The 13,897-nt window shown below is 43.1% G+C and carries 14 protein-coding genes, 1 pseudogene, 1 riboswitch and 2 other annotated features (1 of these 18 running past the window's edge); of the genes and pseudogenes, 3 read left to right on the forward strand and 12 right to left on the reverse strand.

The features are described 5' to 3' along the window. Positions 1 to 4: 4 nt before the first annotated feature. From ACSW3C_RS02525 to ACSW3C_RS02550, 6 genes are all read right to left on the reverse strand, one after another. The gene (locus tag ACSW3C_RS02525; protein WP_486560710.1) at positions 5 to 319 is read right to left on the reverse strand and encodes a DMT family transporter; all 315 of its coding nucleotides are present in this window, start codon (positions 317 to 319) and stop codon (positions 5 to 7) included. Continuing rightward, on the reverse strand, positions 319 to 666 hold the full coding sequence (locus ACSW3C_RS02530; protein WP_486560711.1) for a DMT family transporter: 348 nt from the start codon (positions 664 to 666) through the stop codon (positions 319 to 321). Before ACSW3C_RS02530 ends, ACSW3C_RS02525 begins: the two co-directional genes overlap by 1 nt. Positions 667 to 738: 72 nt before the next feature. Next, positions 739 to 1,317, reverse strand: a complete 579-nt coding sequence (locus tag ACSW3C_RS02535) for a TetR/AcrR family transcriptional regulator (protein WP_486560713.1) — start codon at positions 1,315 to 1,317, stop codon at positions 739 to 741. 241 nt (positions 1,318 to 1,558) lie between these two features. Next, positions 1,559 to 2,257, reverse strand: coding sequence for a YetF domain-containing protein (locus tag ACSW3C_RS02540; RefSeq protein ID WP_238082945.1), 699 nt, complete (start codon positions 2,255 to 2,257; stop codon positions 1,559 to 1,561). Positions 2,258 to 2,391: 134 nt separating this feature from the next. Beyond that, positions 2,392 to 3,300: a homoserine O-acetyltransferase MetA gene (metA, locus tag ACSW3C_RS02545; protein WP_238082849.1), complete on the reverse strand. Its 909-nt coding sequence runs from the start codon at positions 3,298 to 3,300 to the stop codon at positions 2,392 to 2,394. A gap of 302 nt (positions 3,301 to 3,602) precedes the next feature. Further along, a riboswitch (SAM riboswitch) is annotated at positions 3,603 to 3,688 on the reverse strand. Between the two features lie 179 nt (positions 3,689 to 3,867). Continuing rightward, on the reverse strand, positions 3,868 to 4,725 hold the full coding sequence (locus ACSW3C_RS02550; protein WP_238082850.1) for a YitT family protein: 858 nt from the start codon (positions 4,723 to 4,725) through the stop codon (positions 3,868 to 3,870). A 195-nt stretch (positions 4,726 to 4,920) separates the two neighbouring features. On the opposite strand from ACSW3C_RS02550, the gene ACSW3C_RS02555 reads away from it, so the two are divergent. Further along, complete coding sequence (locus tag ACSW3C_RS02555; RefSeq protein WP_486560714.1) at positions 4,921 to 5,196, forward strand: AbrB/MazE/SpoVT family DNA-binding domain-containing protein; 276 nt, start codon at positions 4,921 to 4,923, stop codon at positions 5,194 to 5,196. 201 nt (positions 5,197 to 5,397) lie between these two features. After that, positions 5,398 to 6,117 carry a glycerophosphodiester phosphodiesterase gene (locus tag ACSW3C_RS02560; RefSeq protein WP_486560715.1) on the forward strand — a complete coding sequence of 240 codons (720 nt, stop codon included), beginning with the start codon at positions 5,398 to 5,400 and terminating at the stop codon, positions 6,115 to 6,117. Between the two features lie 161 nt (positions 6,118 to 6,278). Here ACSW3C_RS02560 and ACSW3C_RS02565 read toward each other — a convergent pair. The 4 genes and pseudogenes from ACSW3C_RS02565 to ACSW3C_RS02580 form a co-directional block, all read right to left on the reverse strand. Further along, positions 6,279 to 6,632, reverse strand: a pseudogene (locus ACSW3C_RS02565) (thioredoxin family protein); the annotation flags it as partial. Positions 6,633 to 6,678: 46 nt separating this feature from the next. After that, positions 6,679 to 7,215 (reverse strand): helix-turn-helix domain-containing protein, encoded by a 537-nt coding sequence (locus tag ACSW3C_RS02570; protein WP_486560716.1) that lies wholly within the window; start codon positions 7,213 to 7,215, stop codon positions 6,679 to 6,681. 90 nt (positions 7,216 to 7,305) lie between these two features. Continuing rightward, entirely contained in the window at positions 7,306 to 8,532 is a 1,227-nt protein-coding gene (locus tag ACSW3C_RS02575; RefSeq protein ID WP_486560717.1) for a DUF819 family protein, read from the reverse strand. 22 nt (positions 8,533 to 8,554) lie between these two features. Continuing rightward, positions 8,555 to 9,553: a dipeptidase gene (locus ACSW3C_RS02580; RefSeq protein WP_486560718.1), complete on the reverse strand. Its 999-nt coding sequence runs from the start codon at positions 9,551 to 9,553 to the stop codon at positions 8,555 to 8,557. A gap of 149 nt (positions 9,554 to 9,702) precedes the next feature. On the opposite strand from ACSW3C_RS02580, the gene ACSW3C_RS02585 reads away from it, so the two are divergent. Then, the gene (locus tag ACSW3C_RS02585) at positions 9,703 to 10,683 is read left to right on the forward strand and encodes a M23 family metallopeptidase (protein ID WP_486560719.1); all 981 of its coding nucleotides are present in this window, start codon (positions 9,703 to 9,705) and stop codon (positions 10,681 to 10,683) included. A gap of 68 nt (positions 10,684 to 10,751) precedes the next feature. Here ACSW3C_RS02585 and ACSW3C_RS02590 read toward each other — a convergent pair whose 3' ends face one another. Further along, entirely contained in the window at positions 10,752 to 12,791 is a 2,040-nt protein-coding gene (locus ACSW3C_RS02590; protein WP_486560720.1) for a prolyl oligopeptidase family serine peptidase, read from the reverse strand. A gap of 99 nt (positions 12,792 to 12,890) precedes the next feature. Then, on the reverse strand, positions 12,891 to 13,397 hold the full coding sequence (locus ACSW3C_RS02595; protein WP_486560722.1) for a DUF3231 family protein: 507 nt from the start codon (positions 13,395 to 13,397) through the stop codon (positions 12,891 to 12,893). A 141-nt stretch (positions 13,398 to 13,538) separates the two neighbouring features. Further along, positions 13,539 to 13,762: a binding site (T-box leader), on the forward strand. Positions 13,763 to 13,812: 50 nt separating this feature from the next. Beyond that, positions 13,813 to 13,897 (forward strand) — a binding site (T-box leader) (it continues 135 nt past the right edge of the window).

The following is a 13,897-nucleotide window of genomic DNA, read 5'->3' on the forward strand; positions in this document are numbered from 1 at the left end:
TCTTTCATGACAATGCTTTGATTCCAACAACTCCAATGACAATCAGCAATACACTGAAAATCCTTCCGGGGCTTTTGGACTCATTAAAGAACATCATATTGATGAGTACAGCTCCCGCAGTCCCTACACCGATCCATACTGCGTAAGCCGTGCTCACTTGTAAATAGTTAAATGAATAATACAAGAAGAGAAATGCTGCTCCGAATCCAGCCATATAAAGCAGTCCTCGGCTCAGACTCTTCTTCTCACTATATTTTTTTAAATAAATTACGCCGACAAATTCACTGATTGCAGCTAAAGTTACAAATAACCAGCCCATTATTTCACCTCGCCAACTGCTTTTTTCTCTTCGATTCCATCTGCTATCTTCAATCCAATTACTCCCGCCACAAGAATGGCGATAAAGAAGATTTTTCCGCCGCTCAATGTTTCACCGAAAAGAAAGACGTCCATCAAGGCGGTGCCGATTGTACCGACCGCCGCAAATACTGCGTACACTGTACCTGTCGGCAAATTCTCACAAGCCTTCGATAAATAGTAAAAATCAACAAAAATGAAAAATACAATTGGGATCCAGTGCCACCAAACGCTTGCCACATTAAAACCGTAAATCCAGACCAATTCAAAGAAACTGGTCATTGCTACATATAGCCATGATTTGTTCATTGTTGTCTCCTAACTGACTGACTATCAGTCATTTTATTGCGTAATTAGCCTTGGAGGAGGATACAATCAATTTCATTCCATCTGCAAGGCATGTTTGAGGAATTCCTTAACTTCCTTCTTTTGCGTATCCGCCATATTTTCCGCTTGTGAATCATAAAGATAAATCTGTTCCGCTGCGGATTCGACAAGTCCAATAATTAATTTCGCAGTATGGGCAGATCGAATTGAATTACGGATCTCTCCAGAGTCCTTCGCTTTATCAAGTTTTTCACTTAGCCATACATAGATGGGTTCATAAACAGCTTCCCATTCCTTTAGATGCTCTGTTGATGCCAGTCCGGAATATATAAGGGCCTGAATCTCATGGTATTCTTCATTGATTTTAAAGATGGCTTCAACGAACTGTTGCATTTGATCCGAAAAAGAAGCTTTTTCCGATACAGCCGACCGCAAGATTTCCATCGTCTTTTCAACCATCACTTCGGCAATCGCAGGCATGAGCGACAGCTTAGACGGAAAGTATAAATAAAAAGTTCCTTGGGCGACCCCAGCTACTTGTACGATATCCGATATTTTGGTTTTTTCGATTCCCTTATTGCGGAAAACTTCAATTGCTGCCCGTACAATCATCTCTTTTTTATTTTGAGCCATTTATCTCCCTCCAACTGAATGACTGTCATTCATTTTACTACATATACAGTAAAAAGCAAGTGGTGAGCTATATCCATCCAATTACCGCGTTTGCTGCCTTGATTATGTAAAAACATCCAATCCTCCAAGACAGCCTGAGAAAAAGGCTTGCATGGAAGATTGGATTCAACCATTTTGCACAAAATAATTCATGACAACAATCAATAATAATCGAATTTATCGAGCTACGGAATTGGGGTTCTTAGGAGCGTTGATCGATATGCAAACTTCCGTCAGTCTGGACTTCCGCATAAAAAACCTGATCGGCCTTGCCAATTCCTTGTGCTTTCAATTGATCGTACAGCCATTCCTCCGTCAGTCCGAGCTCTGTCAAGTTTTTGGAAACAATTTTCCCATCTGAAATAATTTCAGTTGGCACAAATTTCGGTTCTGGAGACGGTGCTTTTACATCTTTTTTGGTCGCCGGTTCTTGGCCAGCCTTTTTCATTACACTTAACTGCCCGTTCGTCTCTAATATGGCATATTCCACGTCTTTAATGGAGAAAATCCCCTGCTCTCGCAGCATCATATTCAAATCGTTCAAGTGCAGGCGCGACTTCTTCATTGCGTCTTCATTCAATTTCCCTTTATGCATAATGATTGTCGGCGTATCGTCGAGTAAAATTCTCGCTTTTTTCGACTTCAATGCTAAGAAATTCATCAAATAAGTTAAAAAAGCCCATAAAATCATCGCATACAATCCATTGAAATAGGGGGTTTCGGATTCACTGGCAATGGCAGCAGCAATCGAACCAATCGTGATGCCTGTTACGTAGTGGAAAAAAGTCAGCTGGGAAATTTGCTTTTTACCCATTAAACGTGCAAGCAGAAGCAGCACGATAAAGGACGCTAATGTTCGCATCGTCATTTCCCAAAAATCAAATTCAAGAAATTCATTCATATTCAAAACGCAGCACCTCCATTATACGAGTGTGCCACTACCATCTGATAATTATACGGATGGTTTCGTTTAGGAGGGTAACGAAAAAAGGCGTCATCTCCTTAAAGAAATGCGCCTTTTTTCTCTGTAAAGCTTTATTCCCATACAAATGGTGTTTCTTGATAAACATAATAGTTCAGCCAGTTTGAGAACAGCAGATGTGTATGGGAACGCCATGTGTTCATCGGCTGCTTGGCCGGATCATCGTTCGGAAAATAATTGGCAGGAACATCGATATCCAAACCTTTTTGGACATCACGCTCATATTCTTCTGCCAACGTCGTCGCATCATATTCCAAATGGCCAGTAACCATAATATGCTTTTCATCTTTGGATAACACGATAAATGCTCCGGCATCTTCAGACACAGCGAGCAGTTGGAGTCGAGGATCCTGTTCAATTTCCTCAACGGATACGGATGTATATCTTGAGTGCGGTGCTGCAAAAATATCGTTAAAGCCCCTTGCAAGCTTCACGGTCGAATCCGTCAAACTATGGCTGTAAACACCGGACAATTTCTTCGGCAAATCATATTTATCAATGCCATAATGATGATACAGTGCTGCTTGCGCCCCCCAGCAAATGTGCAAAACAGACGTGACATTCGTTTTGGACCAATCCATAATCTGCTTCAGTTCTTCCCAATAAATGACCTCTTCAAAAGGCATATGCTCGATCGGTGCACCCGTAATAATCATTCCATCGAATCGGCGATGTTTAATATGTTCAAATGTCGTGTAAAACTCTTCCAAATGATTTTTACTCACATTTTTTGATTCATATGTAGCGGTATTTAGGAAATTCACATTTACTTGCAATGGTGTATTCCCAAGCAACCGTAATAATTGGAGCTCTGTCCGTTCTTTCTCTGGCATTAAATTCAAAATGATGATATTTAGTGGCCGAATATCTTGCGTGGTCGCACGATCCTCCTCCATGATGAATATTTTCTCTTCTTTCAATAGCTCGCCTGCCGGTAAATGTTTCGGTATGTTAATTGGCATACAATCTCCCCCTCTTCTGTCGTGGCAATTCAAATAAAAAACCCCCGTTCCTAAAGAAATAGGAACGAGGCTTGAATTTTCCGGTCGTTCTTATCTCTCAAGAATCAAGTACCCACGGTATTCCAGATGTTCGGATTCTTCGCATGCATTCATCCGCTTAAGGCGGTTTGTAACTGCATCCTGAATTCCAAACATCCAATCACCGAGGCATCAACTTGAATCCGGCAGGGCCATTCCGCGAATGACATGCACAGCTTTTTCACTGACGTTTTACTAACGATGCGAAAAAGATCAAGTTGAACTTCTTGTTGGAGGTAGCACCTTCCTGCATACGCAGAGGTTGCTGAAGCTTCATCGGGCCAAATCCCTCAGCTTCTCTTGATAAGAATTATTCTATTACGGAGTAGTATATCACTTTTCAGACAGTTTGCCTAAAGTTTTTTAAAATTTTTCTTAAACTTTCATGGTCAGCACTTTCCACAATCGCAATAAAGTCAATCTGTTTAAAAAGTCGGCAAACCTTTCATTTGCTAATTCATGAAAATGAACCTCACAACTAGCGGTCACTCACTGGTATCTCTTCGCTTTTGAAAACCCAAGTCCGAGTATTTCCGATGCATTTAAGAAAATGACGAACGAAGAAGGCTCTGCCGTCTGCAACAGCTTTTTCAAGTACACAGCTTCCGATTGCTCGACCACACAGAAAATCATTGTTTTTTCATTATCTGAAAATCCTCCGGTCGATTTAACTTTCGTCAATCCTCGGTCGATTTCATTTTGTATGATTTCCTGCACCTTTTTCTCATTTTCCGTAATTATAAGGACCAATTTGGTTGGCGACGTCTGAAGCTGAACGAAGTCGATTACTTTGCTGGTCACATAAATCGACATTAAAGCATATAACGCCAGTTCAAAGTTGAAAACGAAAGCGGAAGTAATTACGACAACCCCGTCAACGATAAGCTGTGAAAATCCGCTTGAAATCCCTGTGTATTTCTTGAGCAATTGGGCGATTAACGCTGTGCCTCCTGTTGAACCATTCCCACGATAGACAATGCCTAAGCCGATCCCTAGAAGAATTCCTCCATAGATCGAACTGAGCAGCGGGTTATCAACCGAAAGTTCAATGCCACCCGTCAGCCAGATGACAAACGGGACAAAAAAAGTACCGACTAGCGTTTTGGTGCTGAACTCTTTGCCTGCGAGCAGCAAACCTAAAATGATTAACGGGATATTGATAATCCACTGGACATACGCGGGATTGAAACCAAACAACTCATATAAGATCGTGCTGACACCTGATATGCCCCCTGCCGCAATGCGCGAAGGCAATAAAAAGATATTAAAGGACAATCCGACAAGCGAAGCGCCCAAAATGATTAATAGATAGTCGAAAAACGTCGATTTTACATAACGATTTGACATCTTCCTGCCTCCTTTCCATAACAGCCTTAATTATTTTACCAGAAATAAAGCCTCTGGAAAGTTTTAAATGAATGATTTAAGGAATAGTAGTAAATAAGGAAATGGCAGAAGAGTATATTCATATTTTTGGTTTTCTTCAAAATTACTGGTATACTCGTAATTAATAGGATAATTCACTAAAGGAGGATATTCAACATGCGTAGTTTAGGTATTGTTAGAAAAGTAGACCATTTAGGACGAATTGTCATTCCAAAAGAATTGAGAAATACATTACAGTTGGAAAAGGGCGCTCCAATGGAAATATTCGTTGATGATGATATGATCATTTTGCGAAAATACGTGGTGGATGAAGCATGTGTTGTTACAGGCATCATCTCTTCAGAAAATAAACGGCTTTCCAATGGCATGTATATCAGTCCCCAAGGCGCGGAAATATTAATGAAAGAGATTAAGGAAAACAGGGATTGGTAACGTGAGCAAACGGCATCATCCACTTTTATTCACAGTGGCCAGACAACCAGCAGCCTAGAACGGAAGATACCGAAGAATGGCCAATTTCCTTACTAGTATTCTATTTGCCATTTTAAAAAGACTGTTTCATCATTGCCGATGGACAGTCTTTTTCCTTGTTCATGATATAGTTAATTCATCAGAAAATTTGGAGGGATGTCCATGTTGATTTATGCACACCGGGGAGCGTCCGGCACTTTCCCCGAAAATACACTAGCAGCATTCCAAGAGGCTGCCCGGCTCCCCGTTCACGGAGTCGAATTCGATGTTCACTTGACGAAGGACGGAGAGCTTGTCGTTATTCATGATGAGACGATTGACCGTACGTCAAACGGTTCAGGCTATATCAAGGATCTGACGCTCGCTCAATTACTAGAGTATGATTTCGGCAGTTGGTTTTCACCTGACTTCGAAGGAGAGAAGATTCCAACACTAGAAGAAGTGCTTCATCTCTTTCAATCCACACATCATCATGTAAACATTGAATTAAAATCTGATATCTTTCCTTATGAGGGTATGACCGCAAAGGTTTTGGAGCTCATTAAGGCGCATAAATTGGAATCAAGAGTCGTCCTATCCTCTTTTGATCACAGTGCCATTCAAGAAGCGAAACGGCTCGCTCCGCATATTGAAACGGGTGCGCTCACTATGGAAGTGCTCGTTCAGCCGCTCGAGTACTTGAAGAACATCCCAGCTGATGCATACCATTTATTGTTTCCTACTGCTATCCGGCCATCCTATCGGGAAGTTTATGAAGCCGGCATTCCCGTAAGAGCGTATACCGTAAACGAGGAGAACTATGCAAGTCTACTGCAGCAGGCCGGTGTCCAAGCTATTTTTACGGATTACCCTGAACGGCTCTATGCTTTTCTTAACGACTAAAAGCAGACATAGGGGATATGGAGGGGTGTGCCAATGGCATATCCCTTTTCCCTTTGCAGAATGATTGCGTTGCACGTTACCTAAAAAAAGAGCTTAGGTATGCTATTGCATCCTAAACTCGCCAGTATGATATGGTGGACTTTTTCAGCCCCCTCATGGTATTAGGCTGAAAGGCTATTGATGAATTTCTCAATCTCGTCGCGGGTTTTCCGGTCTTTGCTGACGAAACGCCCTACTTCCTGGCCTTCATGGAATCCGATGAAACTCGGAATCCCGAAGATATCCATCTCTTGGCAAATATCGATAAATTCATCCCGATCTACATAGATAAATTCATATTCCGGGAAATCCGCCTCTAAGCCCGGCAAAATCGGTTCGATTACTCGGCAATCCGGACACCAGTCTGCTGAAAACATAAAGATGGTCCGTTCTCCATTTTTGAGTTGCTCAAATTGTTCTTTCGACTGCAGTTTCTCCATTATCGCTGCACTCCTTTTATTGTATGTATCGTTATACGTATCAGTATATCACGGGTCAAGATGACTTCCTACGTCCGATGCTTCATAGCACCCTTCCCGTCATGGCCCAAATGGAAGTCGCGACTCGATCAGTATGATTTACAAAACGATGGGGCGTCGCACTCTTGAAACGGATGCTGTCCCCTTCCCGCAAAATGTATTCCTCTTCCCCAAGGACAATGGTCATTTCACCAGACAGGATAAATCCGCATTCTTCCCCTGCATGCTCCACCAATTGCTGATCCTGTTGTCCAGGTTCCATTTGAATTAAGATCATTTCAATAGAACCTTCATTAATAGGGGTCAATAAATGATACTTTGAATTGGATTGAGGAAAATCAACCGTCTTTCTTTCCTCTTTCCTTACAATTTGTGTCGTTTGTTCATCCGTTCCCAACAACGTGGAAATGGAAACATCCAAGCCTTTGCACAATTTATAGAGCGTAGTCAACGTCGGGTCTGTGTTGCCTCTTTCGATTTGGCTGATCATACTGATGCTGACACCTGACTTTGCAGCCAACTCTTTTAAGGACAGCTGCTGCTCAGTGCGCAATGTTTTGATTTTCAGTCCATCAAACATAGTACCGCCTCTTCTATTACATTTTCGCCATCATACCATATTTTGCGATAAATTGAAAAACCCGTTAGTCGCTAACGGGTCCTTCTGCTATTACATCATTGTGGCAAACCACAAACCTAACGTCGTTCCGATGTAGTTTCCGATAATATAACCGATGGTACCGACGACAAGAATCGGTCCAATCAGGTTTTTCCATCCTTTTGCGATGGCCATGGCAGCCGCAGTTGTCGGTCCGCCGATATTTGCATTGCTCACAAGCAGGATATCTTCTAAATCGTATTTCAAAAGCTTGCCTGCTGTTAAAGAAACAAGCATGTTTACAATTACAATAATGGCTACGAACACAAGCAATAGTGGTGCATTTTGTATGATCAACGGAATAGAAGCCGGTACACCGATGACAACAAAGAATAGGTAAATGAGCAACGTACCCATTTCCTGACTGCCATTGATTCCTTCAAAATATTTCGGGAACAGCGCTAGAGCGATGAACGTGATTGTTGTCAGGATCAAATATTTATCTCCGAACAATCCATTCAATAAATTATAGAAGAATGATACATCTTCTCCAGACGGGATAATGCCATCCAGGAAAGCCGCCAGTTTAAATGCAATGATAACGAGAAAGAATGCAGACCCGATGGATAAAGCCATGTCTTTCAGTGAAATATCTTTTCTCGACCAGAAGTTTTCTGCCAGTGTCTTACCATCTTGTTCGCCGCTTTGTTTTTCAACTTCCAGCACATGCGGAGTTGAATAGCGTTTTCTGAAAAACGCCATCGTGGGAATGATCATTAGAACGACAAAATATAGTGCCATCATCAGATTGTCTGCGACAATCGTGGCGGAAACCATTTCCCCTGGCGTTTCAAATTTACCGGCCATTGCGGCAAAGTTGACACCGCCTCCAACGTAGGATGCACTCATCATGCCTCCGATTTTATCTAAATACGGAATATGGTCCTTCAAGAGGAAGAAGCTGATGATTGTTCCTGCAACGGTACCGATGGAGCTGATCAGGAAAATGATCAGCATCCGTCCGCTTTCCTGCCAAATCTTCTTAAAGTTCACGTGAAACAATAATAGCGGAATGGCCAGCGGAATAATAAATGCCCAAATGGAATCATACACCGGTGAATCTGTCGGGATTACACCCGTATTAGACAGGATGATTGCCCCGACTAATGCGATGATAGCGCCGGACACTTTGCTTGCCCACGTAAATCGTTGTTCCAAATAAATACTTACTGCCGCCCAAACGACAATAATACCCCATAACGTAATCAAATCATCTGACTTGATAAGTGTATTCTCCACGGTTATTTCCCCTTTTCTATTCTTACTTCGTCATATGCCGCTTCATTACTTCCATTGCATTACCAAAGCTGATGCGCTCGATCTCCTGCTGGGTAAATCCCCTTTGCGCCATTCGATCCAATAAATCCGGCACTTGCAGAGCAGATTCGAATCCGGCTGTTTTCCCTCCAGCTCCCACTGTCGTGTCATAAGGTGCTAAAAAATCCAGAAAATCGAAACCAAATGCCAAGTGTTCTGTGCCGACCAAATCGGAGATATACACCGCATGATCGACAAGCCGGTCAAGGGACGGTTTTTCGGGATCAATAAATTCATAATGAGCGTTCAGACCGATAAGGCCTTGTTTTTGTGCAATCGCTTTCAATTGGTTATCAGTCAAATTGCGTTCGTGATCACAAATCGACCTGGCATTGCTATGCGAAGCAATCAGAGTTCCGTTGACGTGACGCTCCATGTCCCAGAACGACTTTTCATCCATATGGGAGACATCAATCAACCAGTTCAACCGTTCCATTTCTTTAACGGCTGCTATACCATCTGGCGAAAGTCCCTTCGGATCATGCCCGTTGTCCGCACCTGTTCCACTGGCAAGAAAATTATGCTCGTTCCAAGCGAGGATGGCATGATGAAAACCTTCCTGATCCAATTCATGAAAGGCATTGGTTACTCTCTCTTCCATGGATGCGCCTTCCCATGCCTCCATGAATGTGAGACCCTCCAGTCCTAAATACACCTTCACTTGATCTGTGTCTCTGTTGTTTTCCATCTCGTGGACTGTCCTGCAAACGGCTGCATGTTCAGATTCCGCCAAGTCCGCCATTACATGGTCATATAGGAATCGAAAGCGCGCAAGGGGCGTTTTACGAAATTCACGTTCCACCCAAATGACGCACAAAACTGAATCGACATGTCCCTTTTTCAATTTCGGATAATGTAGGCGATCAAATACACGACGTTCTCCCTGACTCCTCCGCATGGCAATATCCGTGAATAAATCCGAATGTAAATCGAACACTTTCATAACAAGTCACCTCCCTGCCCGATTTTATTATATTGTAATTTATTTATTATCTTAAAACAAGTGATTATTGAGAGAATTATTGTTCAATAGTACATACATGGTTCAGGGAAAAGCGGGAACGCTAACAAGGCAAAGGAGGATTTGTGTAAATGCGTCGTGCTTTTATTGGATTATTTGTTTTCATGAGCATTTTTGCCTTGCAAAAGCAAAAAATTATGGCAAACGATCAAGTTGAACTGTCACCTAGCGAACGGATGGATCTATATTTGCGCTATTCCGACGAATTGGTCCCTTGGTATTATTTAGCGGCCATCGATCAATACGAACGGAATATTCAACAAGTACGGAAGGATATTGAGAAAAATGACGGTCCGCTTGCACTGCGCTTTACTGATGAGGACTGGATCGGAGCGGTTAATCCGGATGCCCAAAATAACTCAATCGAATCCATCACGTATTTCGACGGAATAGGGATGGATGGAGATGGTGACGGGGTAGCCGATAAATCCAACCCAGATGATTTGCTGCTCACTCTCCATTCAGTGCTGAGCGTATATGGATCCTCCAAAGATGACTTCAAAATAGCGTTGGAACAATTGTATGAACAAGAAACGACGGTCAATCAAATTATGGCGATCGCCACCTTGTATTCCCGTTTTGAAACCATCGAGCTTGATGAACATCGGTTCCCTATTCCAAAAGGATATAATTATACGTACCGGAGCACATGGGGTGCCAGCCGGGGATGGGGTGGACGCCGCATTCACGAAGGAACCGATATTTTTGCCGGCTATAGCACGCCAGTCATGTCTGCTTCTTACGGAGTCATAGAAGTGATGGGCTGGAATAATTATGGCGGATGGCGGATCGGTATCCGTGACAATCACAATACGTATCATTATTATGCCCACTTAGCTTACTTCAATAAGGAAATAAAAGAAGGAGATGTAGTGGAACCGGGAACGGTAATCGGTTTCGTCGGGAGTTCCGGATACGGGAAAGAAGGAACATCTGGAAAATTCCCGCCCCACTTGCATTATGGAGTCTATAAATACAATGGACGGACTGAATGGGCATTCGATCCGTATCCCTCTCTGAGCCTCTGGGAACGGCAAGATCGGCAAAAGTGACAGCATTTTAATAAAAAGCAGTAAAAAAGCGACGGAGTTGCATATCCCGTCGCTTTTTATTATTTTGTTCAGACTTCTAAAGTTTTAAAAAGGAAAGAAAAGACATCTGTCTGTTCTTCAATGATTTTCGCAGTCGGCTTGCCAAGACCATGCCCTGCGTTTTTTTCCACTCGCAGCAAAATCGGATTGTCGCCTTGCTGGGCTTCTTGCAGCGTGGCAGCGAACTTCTTCGCATGCAACGGCACAACGCGATCGTCGGTATCTGCAGTTGTGATTAAGGTCGGTGGATATTCCGTGCCTTCTTTCACATTATGCAGCGGCGAATACTTGTACATGTACTCGAATTGTTCCGCACTTTCCTCAGCATTGCCATAATCCGTCACCCAATAGCGGCCCACCGTGAACTTATGATAGCGGAGCATGTCGATGACAGGGACTTGGCAAATAGCCGCACCGTACAGATCTGGACGCTGTGTAATGCATGCAGCTACAAGAAGGCCGCCGTTGCTTCCACCCATGATAGCCAGTTTGCTGACCGATGTATAGCCGCTGGAAATTAGCCATTCCGCAGCCGAAATGAAGTCGTCAAACACATTTTGCTTCCGCTCCAGTGTTCCAGCCTTGTACCATTCTTCTCCGAATTCCCCGCCGCCACGCAGATTGGCTACTGCATATACGCCACCTTGCTCGATCCACATGCGCTGAGCTGGAGAGAAGGCTGGCGTCAAACTGACATTGAAACCTCCATAACCGTAGAGCAGTACCGGGTTTTGGCCGTTCAATTCCAAGCCTTTTCGGTGGGTCAGGAACATAGGAACTTTTGTCCCGTCTTTTGATTCATAGAATACTTGTGTCGTTTCAAAATTCTCTGTGTCAAACTGGGAAGTTTGTCCGAATACCGGATCCAATGCCCCAGTTGTAAAATCATAGCGCGAAACAGTTGAAGGCGCGAGATAGGATGTGTAGCCAATATACATGACATTATCCTTCCGCTTGCCCTGCACACCAGAGATTGAAACAAAGTTTGGCAAGGGAATCTCTTTGTCCAGGCTGCCGTCTTTGTGGAATACTTTCAGCTTATAATGCGCATTGTGCAAATAGCAAACGATGAATTGATCATGGATGATATCCGCAAAATTTAGAACATCCTCTTGTTCCGGAAGGACATCGACCCAGTTTTCCTTCGCTGGCTGTTCCACATCAATGGCGATAATTTTTTCCTTCGGCGCATCCAGATTGGTAACGAAATAAAATTTTGTTCCGTCATTACCAAGGAAATCATACCGAGCGTCATCATTGGCGAGCAATTTGACGAAGTCTCCATCCTCATCCAGCTTTTTATAATAAATACGGCTCTTATTTTCCGTTCCTTTCCAGACATTCAGGATTAGGTATCGATAGTCGTCCGAGAAAGACGGGTTGAATGAATGCTCTTTATTGTCTCGATCCTCAAAAACGAGGATATCCTCTTCCTGCGGAGTCCCGAGCTCATGCCAAAATACTTTATTATAAAAGCTTTCTTCATCAGCAGGCACAGTACCAGGTTCCGGAAAACGGTTGTAATAAAAGCCGGTTCCCTCTTCGTTCCAAGCAATGCTGCTGAATTTGCACCACTTGATCACATCCGTCTCATTTTCGCCAGTTTCCAAATTACGAATATAGATTTCCTGCCAATCACTGCCGTTCAAAGAGATACCATAAGCGAGTCGCTTTCCGTCCTTTGTGAACGACAAATTGGTAATAGCTGCAGTCCCTTCCTCATTCATCGTATTTGGATCAAGGACGACTTCCAAATCTTCAGATCGCAAATCGCTTGTACGATAGAAAACTGCTTGATTTTGAAGACCATCATTTTTATGGAAATAGTAATACTCTCCCTCTTTTCGAGGAACGGAATATTTAGGGAAGTTCCAAACATTGACGAGTTTTTCTTTCACTTCATTTCGATTCGGATAGGTGCTCAAATAACTTTGTGTTTTTTCATTTTGCTCATCCACCCACTGTATAACTTCTTCATTTTCCGGATTTTCCAGCCAACGGTATGGATCAGCAACTAATGTGCCGTGATAATTTTCTACGACCTGTTCTTTTTTTGTTATGACCGTCATCATTATTCCCCCTTCGAATCACTTCCTTTTCATTTTACCATATTCTTCTGAAGTTTCGAATCACGAAAAAAAGCCGGGAAGTTCCCCGGCTCCATCTTTTTATTGTCCAGACTTGTGTAATGGCGGCGGCGGAATAATCCACCCTTTTTCCTTGTTCAAACGGAGCAGTTTGCTGCCGAACATCAGCTTGTCCGCGTGGAATTTGGCAAACATCATGGCAATGTCTTCACGCAAACATTGACCGATCACCTGGCTGCAGGATACAAGGGCTTGACCCACGTTGATTGAGATGGCTCCTGCAATTTCCGCATCGGAAAAACGGGCGCCTGCGGGGATGTCGTCCGTATTAGCAACGGCTCTTTCCGGCAAGGTTGGAGGCGGAGTCACTCCATTTTCCTTTAATACTTCCTCCACTTTTCTGTTCTGCTCTTTCATCGTCTCAACGGATTCTCTTAATAGCTCTTTCAGTTCTTCATCACCAGCATGATTGATAAATGCCTCATACCCGCTGATCAAACCTTTATTCGCGCCGACATATGCCCAACATCCGATGACTTCGCCATAATGCATTGGCTCTTCTTTTGGATTTCCACTTAAAATACCCATTTATTTCTCCTCTTTTCGTTAGCGTTTTCTCCAATTCTTTGGTGTCCATGTTATATTGTGTGGGAACTGTGATTTTATTCGTTCAGAAAAAAAACGTTGACAAACTTTTTTTCTTTGAGTAAGATGTGTTTAATTTAATTCACAGATACGAAGACGAAGACAAGCGATGCAAATTGGGATCTCAAGAGAGCTGATGGGTGGTGAGAATCAGTGGTTCCATTGTATTAGCAGCACTTCCGAGTAGGTAACCTGAACCTTTTTAGCAGTAGGGACACCCGGTCATGCACGTTACGCATGCAACGAAGACTGCCCTCGCGGCAGTGAACAAGGGTGGCACCGCGTAAATACAGCTTTTCGCCCCTTGCAATTAATTTTGCAGGGGGTGGAAGGCTTTTTATTTTGTCAATTCTATAGAAAAAAGATGGTGAAGGAGATACGTGCTTCAAACAGGAATCTTCAGAGAGCTGATGGGTGGTGAAAATCAGCGTTTCCCTTGAAGG

The organism is Sporosarcina sp. AD_1 (assembly GCF_057373025.1).

Coding starts and splice junctions, on each gene's coding strand:
- ACSW3C_RS02525 (WP_486560710.1), bottom strand. CDS start 319: ATGGGCTGGTTATTTGTAACTTTAGCTGCAATCAGTGAATTTGTCGGC.
- ACSW3C_RS02530 (WP_486560711.1), bottom strand. CDS start 666: ATGAACAAATCATGGCTATATGTAGCAATGACCAGTTTCTTTGAATTG.
- ACSW3C_RS02535 (WP_486560713.1), bottom strand. CDS start 1,317: ATGGCTCAAAATAAAAAAGAGATGATTGTACGGGCAGCAATTGAAGTT.
- ACSW3C_RS02540 (WP_238082945.1), bottom strand. CDS start 2,257: ATGAATGAATTTCTTGAATTTGATTTTTGGGAAATGACGATGCGAACA.
- metA (WP_238082849.1), bottom strand. CDS start 3,300: ATGCCAATTAACATACCGAAACATTTACCGGCAGGCGAGCTATTGAAA.
- ACSW3C_RS02550 (WP_238082850.1), bottom strand. CDS start 4,725: ATGTCAAATCGTTATGTAAAATCGACGTTTTTCGACTATCTATTAATC.
- ACSW3C_RS02555 (WP_486560714.1), top strand. CDS start 4,921: ATGCGTAGTTTAGGTATTGTTAGAAAAGTAGACCATTTAGGACGAATT.
- ACSW3C_RS02560 (WP_486560715.1), top strand. CDS start 5,398: ATGTTGATTTATGCACACCGGGGAGCGTCCGGCACTTTCCCCGAAAAT.
- ACSW3C_RS02570 (WP_486560716.1), bottom strand. CDS start 7,215: ATGTTTGATGGACTGAAAATCAAAACATTGCGCACTGAGCAGCAGCTG.
- ACSW3C_RS02580 (WP_486560718.1), bottom strand. CDS start 9,553: ATGAAAGTGTTCGATTTACATTCGGATTTATTCACGGATATTGCCATG.
- ACSW3C_RS02585 (WP_486560719.1), top strand. CDS start 9,703: ATGCGTCGTGCTTTTATTGGATTATTTGTTTTCATGAGCATTTTTGCC.
- ACSW3C_RS02590 (WP_486560720.1), bottom strand. CDS start 12,791: ATGACGGTCATAACAAAAAAAGAACAGGTCGTAGAAAATTATCACGGC.
- ACSW3C_RS02595 (WP_486560722.1), bottom strand. CDS start 13,397: ATGGGTATTTTAAGTGGAAATCCAAAAGAAGAGCCAATGCATTATGGC.